Consider the following 15,269-nt stretch of genomic DNA (forward strand, 5'->3'; position numbering starts at 1 on the left):
AGCGGGACGCCGAGACGGCTCGTGCGCGTGTCCCGCTGTGGCGTCGTCCCCTGTGGTTCAGCCGGCCGTCACGAGCGCCGACTCGCGTGGCAGCGCCAGTGCGGCGGTGACGGTCTTTCCGACCGGATCCATCGTGACGTGGAGGCGACTGCACAGGCGGTGAACCATATTCCAGCCGTAGCCACCCGGAAGGCCCTCCAGAACGGGCAGTGGGCGAGGCTCGGTACGGCTCGCGTCGCTCACGCGCAGCTGAAGCTCATCGCTGTTCACGTGGATGCTGAAGCCGGTCACGCCTCCGGCATGCTTCAGCGCGTTCGCTATGAGCTCGCTGACCACCAGCAACGCATCGTCACGCAGTCGCCGAACCTCAGGCCGCAGCAGACCACAGCACACCTCCGTCAGCACCGAACGGAGCTGAGACCTGGCGTCGGCGCTGCTGACGCACGACTTCTCTTGTTTGTCGGCAACGCTCATGGTGGCTCTGCTTCCTTCCGCCTCCGGACGCGATGGCTGCTGACGTCTCCCGCCTCGCTCCGGTTTCCCCCACATCGCCGGCCACACACCCACGCCCTGGGTTCCCGGTCCTCCGGGTGGTGACGGGCTGGGAGAGGACCGCAACAAATGAGAGGTGCATGCATGCGCTTCGGCCGGGCACTTGGACCGCGCATCATCATGTCGGGCGGTCAGCCCCTGATCAGATTGGCAGTCGCGCAATGCTTCTGGCGCATCCCGCGGTCCTGACTCGGCTTCTTGAGCAGTACGCGACCTTGCTCGCGTTGAACGCTCAGGAAGGATCCCCCGAGGCGCAACGGCGTATGGAGGACATTACTTACACCCTGTGCGTCACCACCGGCACCCGGGACATCGACAGCGCACTCGTCGCCGCACGCCACCAGCTTCCGGGAGCCCGCCCTCAAGACGACTCCGTCCTGGCCGACAGCGTTCAGCGCGTTCCCCAGGGCGATGTGGACCACGAGGTCGTCCCCGCTGTTTCCCCCGCTCGTACCGCTCCTACGGGATCGAACACGATGACGCGGTCGGACGCGGCGCCGGCTGCCTGAGACGGCCGAGGGATCGTGCCCCTCGGTCGTCGCCCCTTCTTGACCCCAGGCCACCTTCGGCACCAGGCAGTGACCATCCTCGGCAGCGATCACACCGTCACCGCGCAGCCACCGCGGCCATCGGCCTCCCGGTGCCCGGCGGAGACCCGCCCCCACTGCCACCCCGTGCGTGCCCCCGCGTCGACGGGGTACCGAAGCCTCAAGCCGCTGCGGCCCGGAGAAGACCGTGGTCGGCCGGCGAGACCGGAAAGAGAGACTCGTATGTCCGCGTCGCTGTTGGAGACCGTCGATCTCGACGCACCTGTCGCTGTCGCCTGGGAGTTGTGGAGCGACGTGACGCGGTGGCCCGCGTTCCTGAGCCACGTCCGGCTCGTGGAACCGCTGGACGAACGCCGGTTCGCCTGGCAGCTCGAACTGCCGGGCGCCGACAAGAACTTCGTCGCCGAGCTGACCGAGGTGACGGCCGAGGACCGGATCGCCTGGCGCACCGTCGACGGCGTGAACCACGCGGGAGTCGTCACCTTCCACCGCCTCAGTCCGACGACGAGCCGCGTGACCCTGCAGGTCGAGTACGACCCCCACGGTTTCCTGGAACACCTGGGCGCGCTGACCAACCTCGATTCGGTGCTGGCCAACTACGACCTCGGCGAGTTCCAGAAGCTGGCCGAGACGGTGGCTCAGGAACGCGCGACCGGCTGAGCCCCGTGCGCGGCCGCTTTCCGGAGACGGAAGGCGGCCCCCCGCGGACCGGTCACAAGAGGGACACGTCCCTCAACCTGCCGAGTGCGGTGGTACCGACGACTGAGGAGCGCGAGACCAACGGACGGGATGGCCGTCGGCGTCGCGGGTGAGCCAGGAACCATCGCCCAGCGGCACCGGCTCGTAGGGGTTGGTCGCCTCGACGGTGAGCTCACCACTGGGCGTGCCGGTACGCACGTCGACCAGGTGGCAGCGGAACCACTCCTCCTCGTCCGGACTCTCCCCGCCCAGGACGACGACGGCGGTGTCGTCGGTGAGATAGCCGCCGCTCCATTCCACGAAAGACTCCTCCGGGTCGTACCCGAAGGCCTCGACCGGGAGGCTGAAGAGCACGTCCCCGCCGGGGTGCTGGTGGAAGGCCACGTCTGCCTGATCGTGGTCGACGGTCATGAACTGCCGCCCCGACGGCGCCAGGTCGATCAGACAGCGGTCCGACCACGGGTACGTCACGAACTCGAACTCCGGCTCTCCGCCGGCCCGGGCCGTACCCCGAAGAACGACCGAGCCGTCCTGGCCCTCACCGATGTCGAGGTAGACGCTCCCGTCCGCGGGGTGCACGTGGTGGCCGCCGCCGTGCCCGACCGTCTCCAGCTCCCGGCGGGCGAGGATCGCACCGCTCTCGGCGTCGTGCACCACCCACTGGTCTCCGCCGCCGCGTCCCGCCATCGCGTCGGGCCGGTAGACCCACACCGTCCGACCGTCCCATGACAGCGCACACCCAGGCCGGTGTCCATGGCGTACGTCCGAGTGCGGTTCGAAGTCGGAAGCCCACACCAGGTCGCCGCCGCGTGTGAGGCAGACGACGCTGTTCAGCGTCGTGTACACGACCTGCTCCAGGTCGTGCCGGACCACCGATTCCACGACCTCGTCCCCGGCTCGCGGCGGGAAAACCGCGGAGGGCTTCAGCGTCCCGAAGGCACCGGAGTCCAGGGCATAGGCGTGGATCCGACCGTCGCGGTGGCGCGTGATGACCTTCGGTGTCGGCGCAGGAATCATCCGCTGAGGCTAACTCCCAGGTCAGGCCAACTGTCCAGCCCAGGCCCATGAACCGGTCTCGTTGCGCAGCCTTCACGGCGGACAAGCAGCGTTCGATCACAACTCCTCGGCCGATGGACCGAGGTCGTCCAGGCCGGTCTCTTCCATGATGCGGGTGACCGTGGCCTCCAGGGCGCTGCCGGCCCCGATGACCGTCTCGAGGGCCGCGGGCAGCAGGTCACGCTCGCGATACCACTCCCGCAGATGCTCCTCGCTCACCTGCGCGCGATACCGCGCATCGCCCTTCGACGCATGCCGTACGAACGTCTCCTCCAGAGCGATGTCCAGGTAGTAACAGCGGGACACACCACGGTGGTCGTCGACCAGGCGGGCGAGCATGTCGCCGTACCGGTCCGCGTACAAGATCCCTTCGACCACGGCGTGGTATCCGGCATCGAGTGCGTAGCGGGCCACGGTGTCGATCAGCCCGACGTTCTTGCCGCCCGGCACATCACGCTCGCGCAGGACGATCCTGCGCAGGTTGTCCTGTGCGACCACGGCCAGGCCGCGGCCGAACCGGTCCCGGATCCCTTGCGCCACCGACGACTTGCCCGACGCCGAGTTCCCTCGCACCACCACGAGCCGGGTCTCTTCAGTTCCTGTCATCACGCGGGCACCGTAGCCGTCGCCACTGACAGCACCTACTCGGTTGCGCGGGGAAGGTGAGTACGGCGACTCAGGTGCGGCCGGGTGCCGCCATCGACGATGAAGACACACATCGCCGAGACCGGGGGAACGCTCATGCTCAGCCGAATCGCCGACCTTCTCGTGCCCGCTGTCGGCCGCTTGGCGGTGACCACAGACCCACATGTCGACCTCGAGCCGGGCAGCATCGTCGCAGCGAACCACACCTCCCTCGCCGATCCCGCCATCGTCGTCGCGGCCTTGCGCCGCCTCGGAGTCGAGCCGGTCATCATGGCGGCGGCCGGACTGTGGCGTGTCCCGCTCCTGGGGAGGTTGCTCGCCCACGAAGGGCACATACCCGTCGTCCGCGGAGACCGCCGCGCAGCGGACGCGTTGGACAGGGCTGCCGACGCCCTCGGCCAGGGGCGTCTGGTCCTCATCTACGCCGAGGGCGGGTTGCCGCGCCGTCAGGACGCGGCCGAAGCGGCGCCCCGGAACTTTCGCAGCGGCCTGGCCCGGCTGGCCGAGCGCACGGGTGCGCCCATCGTGCCGGTGGGCCAAGCCGGCGCCCGCCGGATCACCTCGGGCAACACCCTCAAGCAGGTCGCAGGCCTCGCGACCGCGCCCCTGCGCCGACCCGCACTCCATGTCCATGTGGGTGCGCCGGTGTCGACGTCGGGCGTCCGCACGGTACGGACGGCGCGGGCACGGGCCGCCGTGACCATGGCCTGGCGAACGGCTGCAGCTCACGTGGGAGAGCCCGTCGCGTAACGGCGGCAGGCTCAGCGGTGGCCTCGGTACGAGGAGCGCGAAGCGGCTACGCGCGGGATACGCCGACTCTGCAACAGCACTTGGTCTAGACCTTGACAGGTCCATACCATTCCGTTTGAGTCGGGTCCAACGGTCACACTCACCCCTTCAAGGAGTGGTCAATGTCCAGACAGCGCCTCCTCGCGTTCCTCACCGCCCTCGCCGTCGCGGTGGGAATCGCCCTCCTGGGGCCGATGACAACCACCGCGTCCGCCGCCACCTGCGCGGCGGGCTGGAACTCGTCCTCGGTCTACACCGGTGGCTCGACGGCGTCCTACAACGGGCACAACTGGCAGGCCAAGTGGTGGACCCAGGGCGAAACGCCGTCGACCGGCGGCTCCGGCGTCTGGTCCGACCAGGGCTCCTGCACCGGCGGTTCAGGTGGCAGCGGCGGCGGAAGCACCTGCAACTACCCGGCGTGGGTCGCCGGCCGCGCGTATGTCACCGGCGACATCGTCAAGTACACCAACGGGAACTACTACAAGGCGTCGCACGACAACCCGGGCTACGACCCGACGATCAGCACCTGGTACTGGGACCCGTACAGCTGCTCCGGCGACGGCGGTGGCACGACACCCCCGTCCAACGGCTCGTTCGTCGTGAGCGAGGCCCAGTTCAACCAGATGTTCCCGAACCGGAGTTCCTTCTACACCTACAGCGGCCTGACCGCCGCGCTCAGCGCCTACCCCGGCTTCGCCACCACCGGCAGCGACACCGTCAAGAAGCAGGAGGCCGCGGCCTTCCTCGCCAACGTCAGCCACGAGACCGGCGGCCTCGTCTACATCGTCGAGCAGAACACCGCCAACTACTCCCACTACTGCGACACTTCCCGCTCCTACGGCTGCCCGGCGGGCCAGTCCGCCTACTACGGTCGCGGTCCCATCCAGCTCAGCTGGAACTTCAACTACAAGGCGGCGGGCGACGCTCTCGGCATCGACCTGCTCAACAACCCCAACCTCGTGCAGACCGATCCGGCGATCGCCTGGAAGACCGGCCTCTGGTACTGGAACACCCAGACCGGCCCCGGCACCATGACCGGGCACAACGCCATGGTCAACGGCTCCGGTTTCGGCGAGACCATCCGCTCCATCAACGGCAGCATCGAATGCAACGGCGGCAACCCCGCCCAGGTCCAGAGCCGGATCAACGCCTATCAGAGCTTCACCTCGATCCTCGGCGTCCCCGCGGGCAGCAACCTCAGCTGCTGAGCCGGCCCGTCCGCTGACCCAGCCGCACACGAGACCCTCCGTGGCAGCCCAGCCGTACGGCCGGTTCTGCCACGGAGGTGAACCACACCGTCCGGTGAAGGTCAGTCGCCCCCCGGTCTCTCGAAGACGGCACGCCAGGGTGGTCAGGCCCCGGCTGGTCGACTGCCGCCTGCGCCCGGTCGAGACGTAACGCTGATGACTGCAACGATCCGGCTGGATACGGTGGCCTGTCATGACCAGCTGAAAGGCGCCGCGATGAGCCAGTACTTCGACTTCGGCGACGAGACACTGTGGAACCCGTCCAACGGAGCTTCTCGCCTGTTCCAGCGCCAGGTGGCGCTTTTCGAGGCGGAGTTGGGACTCCCATCGGGCATCGGGACGATGGAGAACGACGAGTGTCAGATCAACCCACACACTTTCGCAACCTTCGTCGACGCCCTCGTGGCGAAGCACCGAAGAACGAGCCACGCCGTCTATCTCGCGCTCTCTGAAGGCTTCACTGCCACCGTGCTCGTCCTCGCGGAACGCGCCGCGATCGAGGTGGACTGGCCACGACACGAAGGCACCCCGGAAGCCCCCTTCCAAGACGTACAGGTTTCCGCCGTCACGGGGATGTCCGCCCCCGCGGAAGCCACAGCCTGGGCTGCGGGCCTGCGCGCGAGGGCACAAGAACTGGGACGTGGCATGGCCCGCTGACCAGCACAGTCGCTTCCGACCAACCGATCACCATCCCTCACCGCCACAGCCCACCATAGAAGGTGACGTCTCAGGGGCCGTTCTCACCTGTCGCGCGTGGACAGCTCCGCGTTTGAGAATGCCGATGGCCTGGTCTTGATGGGGCGGACAGCCCGACCGCCCATTGACGGGTATCACCTTGCCGTCAGTCGTCGCCGAACACCTTGTCCAGGTCGATGTTGCCGTCTTGGTCGAGAAAGCCCAGGGACTGGTAGTCGTCCTCGGTCAGGTCCCTGCAGGCGTCCGGGCGGTTGGTCCTCGTGCCTCCGTTCTCGATGGCGGTCCGGCAGTCGGCTCGCTTGTTGGCTTCGGTTCTGGTGCAGCCCGTGAGGGTCGGAACCGTCCGGCCGGTAGCCTGACGCACCGGCTCACCAGGGGCCCGGATAGAGTCCGCCCTTGATCAAGGGCCCCGGATGTCGGGGCCCTCGTGCGAGGGGTGGGGAAACGATGACCGAGCCGCTGGCCGGGACGACGTGGCAGCTGACGGACGACGAGGGCGGGAAGCTGGCGGGGCGCTGGTGGAAGTGGGCGCTGTCGGCGCCGAAGGAACTCAGTCCCGTCCGGGACAAGACCGGTGAGCACGCAGGGTGGAAGCAGCCACGCGATCTGTGGTTCCTGGCGGGGACGTACGGCGGCAAGGTGGTGCGCACCTGCGAGATACCGGCCGGGCGCCCGCTCTTCTTCCCGGTGATCAACATCCAGCACACGCACAGCCACTCCGCGACGCCGTTGACCATGCCGGTGGCTGAGGCGACCGCCCACCTGAACGGGGTGGAGCTGGTTCTGTCGCAGTTCGCCGGCTCCTTCCGCACCGGGTTCACCCGGCGGCACGCGTGGGGCCTGTGGGGCGCGGTGGAGCCACTCGTTCCCGGCCAGTACGTGCTGGAGATCAAGGCCGACACGGGCCAGGGGTTCTGGGTGGACACCACGTACCACCTGACGGCCGTCTAGCACCTCGGCCGAAGCCCGATTGTGATCCACGGGCGTACAACCCCGTATGGGTCCCGGCTGTCTGAAAGGCGCCGGAGGATGAGCCTCCGGCGCCTTGATGTACAGAGATCGGGGATCAGGTGGGGAAGAAGGTTCGGAGAGCTGTCGTGGCCGGTGGTGCGGCGGCGGTCTTCACGGCCGTGGCCGCGGTGCCGGCCGGGGCGGCCGAGGGCGGGGTCTCGTTCACCCGTGTCCAGGTGAACGGCGGCAAGCCGATCGTGATCGGGGTGTCGAAGGAGGTCGCGGTGCCCACCTCCTTCCGGATGGCGACCACCCACAAGTGGAAGTGGCCGGCGGTGTTCCTGTATCGCGGCAGCACGGGCAACAAACTGTGGCACGCCATCGAGACGAGCGACTGCGACAAGGTGAGCTCGGGCGTCTGCGACTTCGACGAGACGATGTTTTTCGACCCGAGCGTGTGGGACATGCGCAACAGCGAGGCCGGAGCCTGGAAGGTCGCCGCCGAGGTGTACTTCCAGGGTGGCGGCGGTGACACCGACGACGAGGGCCTCACGGCCTACGTCAAGCGCAACTCCCGCCTGACCGTGAACGCTTCGCCCGAGCCGGTGTCCAAGGGCAAGACCATCACCGTGACCGGAAAGGTCACACGTGCCAACTGGGAGACGAGGAAGTACGTCTCCTACGAAGGCCGCCTGGTGAGCCTCCAGTTCAAGCCCACCGGCACCGCCTCGTACACCACGGTGAAGAAGGTCTACGCGAACGGCTCGGGCAATCTCAAGACGACCGTGAAGGCGTCGAAGACGGGCACGTGGCGCTGGGTCTACTACGGGAACACCACGACCGGGCCGTCGACCTCGGCCGGGGACAACGTCGTAGTGAGATGAGCTCTCCGGCCTGCCTCAGTCGATCGACACCTACTGAGGCAGGCCCGGGTCCCGCTCTAGGAGGGCGGGACCCGGGTGGCTGACGCCGCACGCAGGGCGCTGAATGCTTCACGAAGTTCGAACGTGGTGATCGGATCGATCTCCATCTGCAGATGGCACACGTCGTCGTCTCCGTTGGGAGTCAGCCGCACGAAGAAGGCGAATCCGTCCCCGACGGGCTCGGCCTTCAACGTCAGCGGATTATTGCGACCGGGAGTGACCGCCTCCGAAAAGCGCGGACCCGACGGCGCGCGCAGGTGGGACAGCATACGGGCCGCGAAGTCCGTGACCTCCCCAGCGCTGAGGTCCACGGTGAAATCTGCTGTCAGCGACGAGCACCAGTCTGCGGTGACCTGCCAGTTGTCGCCATCGATCCGAGCCAGTTCCAGCCACACCTCATCACTGCCCAGGCGTATCCCCGGATCTTCCATCGTCGCCCTCCGACATCCGTGCTTGGGCTCAAGATCCTACGGTCGCCCGGCACGAACGCCCGCGCCGCATCCGGGGCGAGCTTCGCGCACTACAGGCATCAGGCGCCGAACACCCGGAACTCGGAGACCTGGCCGGCGGGCCAGCCGGTGTTGGCGGTGAAGACGAGTCTCAGGTGGCGGGTGGTGGTGCCGGCGGGCAGGGGCAGCGTGGTGGTGTTTCCGGCGGCCGGGTCGAAGGTGCAGGCCGTGGCGGATCGAAGGGTGCTGAACGATGCACCGTCGGCGCTGGCCTGTACGGCGATGGTCTGGGTGCGGGTGGCCCAGGCGTCGGCCGGGGGCAGGGCGAGGACGATGCGGCCGACGCCGGTGGCGCTGCCCAGGTCGACTTGGAGCCATTGAGGGAAGGAGTGGTTGGTGCTTTCCCAGTACGTGCCCGGGTCACCGTCGACGGCGTTGGCCGAGCTGTAGTTCTGGGTGTGCCCGCTCTCGGCGGTCGGCCGGTTCAGGGCAAGGTTGTCGGTGGTGGAACCGGCCGTGGTGGTCGCGGTGACTCGGTTCGACGGCGGGGATACGTTCCCCGCCGCGTCCAGTGCCTGTACGTCGAAGGTGTAGGACGTCGACGGGCTGAGCCCGGTCACCGTGAACGAGGTGGCGTCCGCGTCGGCGGTGCCGATCGGGGTGGCGGCGTCGCCGGTGATCCGCCGGATCCGGTGATTCGTCACACCTATGTTGTCGGTGGACACGGCCCAGGCGAGCGTCACGGTGGTTCCGGTCTTGCCGGTGACCCGCACGTTTCCGGGCGCGGTCGGTGCCGTGGTGTCGCCGCCGGCGACTGTCGGCGGGGTGGGTCGGGTCGCTGTGAGTGCGATCTGGCCCTTCAGCATTCTGCCGCCGTCGCCGGTGAGGCGCAGGTAGTAGTCGGAGGAGCAGGCGGTGCCGTCCTCGTCGAGTGCGAGGAAGCCCGATCCGGTCGGCACCCAGGCCTGGGATTCGGCGGTCTTGGCGATCTGGTTGCCCTCGTTGTACTCGTCGAACATCGAGATGTAGACGTTCGGCACTCCGGCACGGCCCATGTTGTAGAACTGTCGCCACATGAAGTCGCCGTGGGCGCGCTGCCGATCGCCGACGCCGCCCGGCAGGACGCACGGCTGGTAGTCGATGCCGTGCGCGGAGCACTCGGCGAGGTCGGGCACCGTCGCCACGTTGTAGAAGTTGTCGGCATCCGCGATGGTGCCGATCCGGCCGACCATCCACGGCGAGAGCATGTCGAACGCGTGGTAGACGCCGGAGAATCCGGGGCGGGAGTCGCGGTCACCGGTCCGCCACCAGGTCGGCACCCCGCCGATGACGTAACAGCCTTGCGCCTTGAACCAGTTGACGACGTCCAGGCACGCGTCCGGAGTGAAGGGGCGTTGGGCGTCGTCGAACCCGAAGCCCCAGACGCACACCACCGGCTTGCCGTTCTGCCGGGCGTAGGCGGACGAAGACGTGTGACCACGCATCTTGTTCGTCCAGTCGGCCTTGATGTCCGTCTGCATGGTCGTCCAGTCGGAGACGTCGTACATCACGTAGAACTTGACGCCCTGAGACTCGGCCGCGCTGCGCACCTTGCCCGCCATCGCGTCGCGGGTCGGCCCCTCGCCGCCGGTGGGGTTGAAGCGCTGGAGTGCCGCGGTGTCGATGCCGTACTGCTTCATCCAGCGGAAATGCACGTCGACGGTCGACTGGTCGTAGGAGGAGAACAGCGAGGCGGGCCGCCCGTTGCCCAGATCACCGAAGGCGGTTCGATAGGTGGTCGGATAGTCGCGGACATCGGGCCAGGCCACGATGGCCTTGTTGGCCGCCGACGGAGTCTGGCCCCAGTTCTGGGCCCAGTGCCACCAGCCGTTGATCGGAGCGCCGTCACCGGCGCACGCGAACCATCCCTGGTAGCCGACGGTGACCTTCCCGACCACGTCGCCGGGTGCGCTGGCCGCCGAAGCCGGGGCGGCGAGCGCGGACTGGCCCAGGCCGACGGCTCCGGCGACCCCTGCGGTGGTGACGGCCTGCAGGAGCGTACGACGCGAGACGACCATCTGGTTCTCCTTGAAGGACGAATCGCCAACTCCGCGTCCAGGCAAGCCTGTTGGCAGTGGCGACGGCAACGAGGGGATGGTGCGTCAGCGAGCGTATTGACGTGAACACGGGAATGCAAGAGGCGTTGAGTTCTCCGCAAAAAAGACCCTGCGTGAACGCAAAAAGACGGCTCAACGCAAGGTCGATCAGAGGCGCGGCCTGCGCATGGGGCCGCACAGGCACGTTCGCGTGCGGCGAGAGGGCGTCACGCCATCAACTCGCCGTCGATGACGGTGATCGCCTTGCCCGTCAGCAGCGTCCGATCGCCACGCAGCGCGACTCCGACCCGCCCGGTGCGGCGTGACACCTGCAACCCCGTCAGATCCGTTCGGCCGAGTCGCTCGCTCCACAGTGGGGCGAGAGCCGTGTGAGCACTTCCCGTGACCGGGTCCTCGTTCACACCTACGCGAGGGAAGAAGCAACGCGAGACGAAATCGTGGTCGCCGGACGGATCCGCGGCCGGAGCGGTCACGACCACCCCGCGCTCCGCGATCTCGGCCAGGGCCTTGAAGTCCGGAGCGAGACTGCGCACCGATGCCTCATCGGGCAGGAGTACGAGCAGGTCGCCGACCACTCCGGTCCGATAGGTGGCCTCGGGGGTCGCTCCGATGGCTGCGGCAAGTTCGGGCACCGCTTCGGCCTCGGTGAGCTGAGCGGTGGGGAAGTCGAGCGTGATCGTGCCGTCAGGGGCGACCGAGGCGCTCAGAATGCCGCTTGCCGTGTTGAAGCGGATGGGGCCGGACGCCCGACCCGTGGAGAAGAGCACGTGGGCGGCGGCCAGGGTGGCATGCCCGCACAGATCGACCTCGGTCGTGGGCGTGAACCACCGCAGGTTCCAGTCCGCGTCCATGCCTGCGGGCAGTGGATGGGCGAACGCCGTCTCGGAGTGATTGACCTCGAGGGCAACGCTTTGAAGCCATGCGTCGTCGAGGAACCCGTCCAGCAGGACGACTCCCGCCGGGTTGCCGGTAAAGGGCCGGTCGGCAAATGCATCAACAACACGAATGCGCATAAAGCAGACATTAGCGCACCAGAAGCCGGGTGTCGGGGCCGAGCGGCGGGACAACGGTCCGCGGTAGCCGCCCTGACGTAGCTGTGGGAGTCACGGAAATGCAGTCGAGTTCGCTCCCGATGGACCGTACGCTGGCCGGCATGGCCCACGCGAAGACCTCTTATGTCTGTCTGCCCTGCAGGGCCTCCTACAAGCAGCCCTACCTCGGTGACCACGCCCGGCTCTGCCCACGCTGTGCCGAGCCGATGATCCATGTGGGTTCCGCCTTCGCGCCGCCGCGGCGGCGCGACGCCGCCGCATGGCGGACTCTGTCGGTTCTTTTGAATGCCGGTGTCCGCTTCCACAAGAGTTGCTGTGGCGGCCCTGGCTACCGTCCGCGCACACTCAGCGAGGTGCGCGAGCGGATGGCCTACGCGCGAAGGACCGGTGAGCCGTTCGCGCGGGCGCTGGTGCGCCACGAGCTGCCTCAGGACTTGCCCCGCTCCTCGGACCGGGCCGCCGGCAGGGGCATGCGGGCTGGCATGATGACGTCCATGACTGCCTATCGAAAGGCCGATGCCGCGTAGGCGGCCGGGCGCCCTGCGCGCCGAACAATGTGGCACTCGTATCTGGGAGGCCCTGTCCCTGGACCGGATCCACGGGCTCTCCGTCCCCACCAGCCTTGCCATACAGCGGCTGGAGTTGCTGTCCGGCGACTACTACATCTACCCCGGTGCCACTGAACGCGCGTTGCGGCGGTATCAAGAGTTCTTGGCACCGCAGGGACGTGGCCCTCTCTATCCGCGATACGCGTGGTGCTCGTGCCGTGGCTGTTCCTTCGACGACGTGCGCCACGCACGCGACGTGCTGGAACAGATCCTGCAAGCGCTGCCTGCCCGAGCGCGCGTGGAGTTGAGACGCCAAGTGGCGTCCCTGGACTCCGCGTACCTCAAGCGCACCCTGCCCGATCCCTTCGCCCGCCATCGGCAGTGGCGCTCCGACCTGTGGTGGCGTCGCCGTCTCGCCTACGGGCAGGAGGGCGGTTGAGGCTCCTCCGCCCAGCGCCGCCGCAGCGCCCCGGGGCAGGACCGGAACGGGGCCGTCCTCCCGACCCCCGTGGCGTGAGGACGGCCCCTGCTTTCCGTGGTGGTGGTGCGGTCAGTACAGCTTGTTGACGGCCGTCCTCGTGGTCGTCTTGAAGGCGGCCACGGGCGCGTTCGCGAAGTCGCCCATCTGTCCCCACTTCACGACGGTGACGGTCCTGCCGTCCCGTCCGACCGACAGCAGTGCGATGTCGGTGGCGCCCCAGGACGTCTCGGTGTGCAGCCCGCGCACGCGGGCGCCCTCCTCGACCGGCAGCGTGCCGTAGTCCCGGCCCTCGGCCTCGACGTCGGGCGAGGACTCCTCGATGCGGTCGGCGCAGGTGCGGATCAGGTCGTCGTAGTGCTTCGCCAGCGCTTTGGCGTGGGCGGCGGTGTCCGTCACGACGGTCAACTGCACCGCGCCCGTGTCCAGGTCGGTCCGGAACTCCCGGTGCCGGTAGTCGTAGTCGAGCACGCCCTCCGTGCTCACACAGCCCCCGAGCGCCTCGGGGAACCCTTCGGTGACCGGGCCGGCGGTCCAGGACGACGTCGGGTGCGGCGGCAGCTGCGAGGCCGACAGGAACTTGGGCACGGCGGCCTTCGACGCCGCGCCGGCGGCCGGTGCCATGAGGACCGTGCCTGCCGCGAGGGCGGCGACGGTGATTGCGGTGCAAGCGGTCGTTCGGATGTGCAGGGACATGGGTGTTCCCCCGTGGATGAGTGTGTGGGCATGGATGCCGCGGCGGGGCCGGCTGGTCGGCCCAGGCCTGGTCGGTGCGACACCAAGAGCATCAGCGGTCACGGCGGCCGGGCGCAACAGCCGACAGCCGATCGGGCACGGTGGAACCATCCCAGCCCGTCTGACGTGCAGGTATATGGGGTGCCTGGGATACCGTCCCGGGCCGGGTGGGCTCGTACGGGGACGGGGTGGCCTGTGTCGGCACAGGACGACGGCGACGGCATCGACGAGGTGGCCGAGTTCGCGGCGCTGCTGCGGTCGCTGAAGGAGCGCACAGACCGGAGCTATGGCTCATTGGCCCGCCGTCTGGGCATGAACACCTCGACGCTGCACCGCTACTGCGCGGGCGACGCGGTGCCGCTCGACTTCGCTCCCGTGGAACGCTTCGCGGCTCTGTGCGGGGCGAGCGCGGACCAACGCCTGGAGCTCCACCGCCGTTGGCTGCTGGCAGTGGCAGCCCGCCGCAGGCCGCGGACGACAAGCACCCCATCGGCCGAAGCCGTGAACGACGCGGCGGACGGACCGGACACAGTGGTGGAGGACATCACCGGACCGGACGCGGCGCCCAATGCCGACGGCGGCCCGGTCGTCGCGGCGGACCCCGCGCCCGGACCGCCCGGCGCATCCAGGCCCCCGCTCCCGGGCCGCCCCTGGTACCGCCGCGGACGGCTGATGGTCGGGCTGGGCTGCGCCTGTGCCGTCCTCGCGACGCTCGGGGCCTTCTCCGCGCTGCCGGACGCGCGGCGTGCGCCCGCCGACGATCCTGCCCGGATCGCCGGTACGGCGGAGGCCAGGACGTCCGAACTACCGGGCACCTCACCCGGCGCGAGCGTCTCCCCCACCTCCGAGCGGCCTTCCGGCTCCGCCACCCCGAAGGAGAAGCCGGGCAGCTCTCCCCCGCCCGGCGCGACATCCGCCCCGCCCCGTGATGAACGGCCCGCCGGACCGCCGCTCGCCTGGTCCGTCAACTCGCAGGCCTGGAAGCTCGGTTGCGGCCACGACTACGTCATCGCCAAGCCGCCGGGGCAGGTTCCCCCTCCCCCCGTCCCGCAGGACGCGGCGCCCTGGGCGGTGACGCAGAGCGCGGTGCACGGCGGCGAGACCCTCGTCGCCCTGTCGGTGCAGGGGCGCAGCGACACGGCCGTCGTGCTGGAGGCGCTGCGCGTGCGTGTGGTCGGCCGTACGGCGCCGGCCGAGGGCAACGCCTACGCCATGGACCACGGCTGCGGCGGCGCGATCACTCCCCGGTACTTCGCCGTGGACCTCGACAAGGACCGCCCCCTCGCGCGCGCCGTCCCCGGCAACGACTCCGGCACCCCGATCCCGGCCGTGCGCATGCCCTACCGCGTCTCGGCGAAGGACCCCGAGGTCCTGCTGGTCACCGCGGAGACCAGCTCGTGCGACTGCCGCTGGTTCCTGGAGCTGGACTGGTCCTCCCAGGGCCGCAGGGGCACCGTGCGGATCGACGACGACGGCCGCCCGTTCCGCACCAGCGCCATCGAGGGCCTGCCCCGCTACACGTACGACACCCAGGCGCGCCGATGGGCGGTCTACAGCCAGTGACCAGGACCACCCACGACGTTGTGGCACAGGTCACACCATGCGATCCCGTTCGGCCGGGCAGGCGATCAGGAGCTCGCCTGGGACACCCAGGGAGAACGACCGCAACAACCCCCTGGGAGGCTCCTGTGTCGTCGAAGCGACGTCGCAAGAAGAAGGCCCGCCGCAAGAACGGCGCGAACCACGGCAGCCGTCCGCAGTCCTAGCGGCGGCGACCGACGAGGCGGGGCGGCACTCTGGTGCCG

At 68.9% G+C, this 15,269-nt stretch carries 17 protein-coding genes and 1 pseudogene; 10 read left to right on the forward strand and 8 right to left on the reverse strand.

Features of this window, described 5'->3' with window-relative positions; genetic code table 11:
* Window positions 1-57 precede the first annotated feature (57 nt).
* A complete protein-coding gene (locus ABZ930_RS07030) occupies window positions 58-474 on the reverse strand; it encodes an ATP-binding protein (protein WP_361542734.1) in 417 nt (138 codons plus the stop codon).
* A gap of 239 nt (window positions 475-713) precedes the next feature.
* Here ABZ930_RS07030 and ABZ930_RS07035 point away from each other — a divergent pair.
* Both ABZ930_RS07035 and ABZ930_RS07040 read left to right on the forward strand, forming a co-directional pair.
* A pseudogene (locus tag ABZ930_RS07035) lies at window positions 714-935 on the forward strand (DUF5133 domain-containing protein); the annotation flags it as partial.
* Window positions 936-1,322: 387 nt separating this feature from the next.
* Window positions 1,323-1,760 (forward strand): SRPBCC family protein, encoded by a 438-nt coding sequence (locus tag ABZ930_RS07040; protein ID WP_361542737.1) that lies wholly within the window; start codon window positions 1,323-1,325, stop codon window positions 1,758-1,760.
* A gap of 72 nt (window positions 1,761-1,832) precedes the next feature.
* Here the strand turns inward: ABZ930_RS07040 and ABZ930_RS07045 are convergent, their stop codons facing one another.
* On the reverse strand, window positions 1,833-2,816 hold the full coding sequence (locus ABZ930_RS07045; protein ID WP_361542740.1) for a hypothetical protein: 984 nt from the start codon (window positions 2,814-2,816) through the stop codon (window positions 1,833-1,835).
* A 96-nt stretch (window positions 2,817-2,912) separates the two neighbouring features.
* Window positions 2,913-3,461, reverse strand: coding sequence for an AAA family ATPase (locus ABZ930_RS07050; RefSeq protein WP_361542743.1), 549 nt, complete (start codon window positions 3,459-3,461; stop codon window positions 2,913-2,915).
* Between the two features lie 135 nt (window positions 3,462-3,596).
* On the opposite strand from ABZ930_RS07050, the gene ABZ930_RS07055 reads away from it, so the two are divergent.
* The 3 genes from ABZ930_RS07055 (at window position 3,597) to ABZ930_RS07065 (ending at window position 6,193) form a co-directional block, all read left to right on the forward strand.
* A complete protein-coding gene (locus ABZ930_RS07055; protein WP_361542891.1) occupies window positions 3,597-4,250 on the forward strand; it encodes a lysophospholipid acyltransferase family protein in 654 nt (217 codons plus the stop codon).
* Between the two features lie 161 nt (window positions 4,251-4,411).
* On the forward strand, window positions 4,412-5,497 hold the full coding sequence (locus ABZ930_RS07060) for a glycoside hydrolase family 19 protein (protein ID WP_361542746.1): 1,086 nt from the start codon (window positions 4,412-4,414) through the stop codon (window positions 5,495-5,497).
* A 255-nt stretch (window positions 5,498-5,752) separates the two neighbouring features.
* A complete protein-coding gene (locus ABZ930_RS07065; RefSeq protein ID WP_361542894.1) occupies window positions 5,753-6,193 on the forward strand; it encodes a DUF6086 family protein in 441 nt (146 codons plus the stop codon).
* Between the two features lie 184 nt (window positions 6,194-6,377).
* Here ABZ930_RS07065 and ABZ930_RS07070 read toward each other — a convergent pair whose 3' ends face one another.
* Entirely contained in the window at window positions 6,378-6,596 is a 219-nt protein-coding gene (locus tag ABZ930_RS07070; RefSeq protein WP_361542749.1) for a hypothetical protein, read from the reverse strand.
* An 83-nt stretch (window positions 6,597-6,679) separates the two neighbouring features.
* On the opposite strand from ABZ930_RS07070, the gene ABZ930_RS07075 reads away from it, so the two are divergent.
* Window positions 6,680-7,183, forward strand: a complete 504-nt coding sequence (locus tag ABZ930_RS07075) for a hypothetical protein (RefSeq protein ID WP_361542752.1) — start codon at window positions 6,680-6,682, stop codon at window positions 7,181-7,183.
* Between the two features lie 119 nt (window positions 7,184-7,302).
* The gene (locus tag ABZ930_RS07080; RefSeq protein WP_361542755.1) at window positions 7,303-8,067 is read left to right on the forward strand and encodes a hypothetical protein; all 765 of its coding nucleotides are present in this window, start codon (window positions 7,303-7,305) and stop codon (window positions 8,065-8,067) included.
* 56 nt (window positions 8,068-8,123) lie between these two features.
* Here the strand turns inward: ABZ930_RS07080 and ABZ930_RS07085 are convergent, their stop codons facing one another.
* From ABZ930_RS07085 to ABZ930_RS07095, 3 genes are all read right to left on the reverse strand, one after another.
* A complete protein-coding gene (locus ABZ930_RS07085; RefSeq protein ID WP_361542758.1) occupies window positions 8,124-8,537 on the reverse strand; it encodes a hypothetical protein in 414 nt (137 codons plus the stop codon).
* Between the two features lie 98 nt (window positions 8,538-8,635).
* Window positions 8,636-10,612 (reverse strand): discoidin domain-containing protein, encoded by a 1,977-nt coding sequence (locus tag ABZ930_RS07090; protein WP_361542761.1) that lies wholly within the window; start codon window positions 10,610-10,612, stop codon window positions 8,636-8,638.
* 245 nt (window positions 10,613-10,857) lie between these two features.
* Complete coding sequence (locus tag ABZ930_RS07095; RefSeq protein WP_361542764.1) at window positions 10,858-11,664, reverse strand: PhzF family phenazine biosynthesis isomerase; 807 nt, start codon at window positions 11,662-11,664, stop codon at window positions 10,858-10,860.
* 140 nt (window positions 11,665-11,804) lie between these two features.
* On the opposite strand from ABZ930_RS07095, the gene ABZ930_RS07100 reads away from it, so the two are divergent.
* Window positions 11,805-12,230 carry a deoxyxylulose-5-phosphate synthase gene (locus ABZ930_RS07100; RefSeq protein WP_361542767.1) on the forward strand — a complete coding sequence of 142 codons (426 nt, stop codon included), beginning with the start codon at window positions 11,805-11,807 and terminating at the stop codon, window positions 12,228-12,230.
* 259 nt (window positions 12,231-12,489) lie between these two features.
* Window positions 12,490-12,690, forward strand: coding sequence for a hypothetical protein (locus ABZ930_RS07105; protein WP_361542770.1), 201 nt, complete (start codon window positions 12,490-12,492; stop codon window positions 12,688-12,690).
* Window positions 12,691-12,801: 111 nt separating this feature from the next.
* Here ABZ930_RS07105 and ABZ930_RS07110 read toward each other — a convergent pair whose 3' ends face one another.
* The gene (locus ABZ930_RS07110; RefSeq protein WP_361542773.1) at window positions 12,802-13,425 is read right to left on the reverse strand and encodes a hypothetical protein; all 624 of its coding nucleotides are present in this window, start codon (window positions 13,423-13,425) and stop codon (window positions 12,802-12,804) included.
* 234 nt (window positions 13,426-13,659) lie between these two features.
* Between ABZ930_RS07110 and ABZ930_RS07115 the strand changes: the two genes are divergently transcribed.
* Window positions 13,660-15,027 (forward strand): helix-turn-helix domain-containing protein, encoded by a 1,368-nt coding sequence (locus ABZ930_RS07115; RefSeq protein ID WP_361542776.1) that lies wholly within the window; start codon window positions 13,660-13,662, stop codon window positions 15,025-15,027.
* The last annotated feature ends 242 nt before the right edge of the window (window positions 15,028-15,269 follow it).

Source organism: Streptomyces sp. NPDC046716 (assembly GCF_040645755.1).
In the GTDB taxonomy this organism is placed as follows: domain Bacteria; phylum Actinomycetota; class Actinomycetes; order Streptomycetales; family Streptomycetaceae; genus Streptomyces.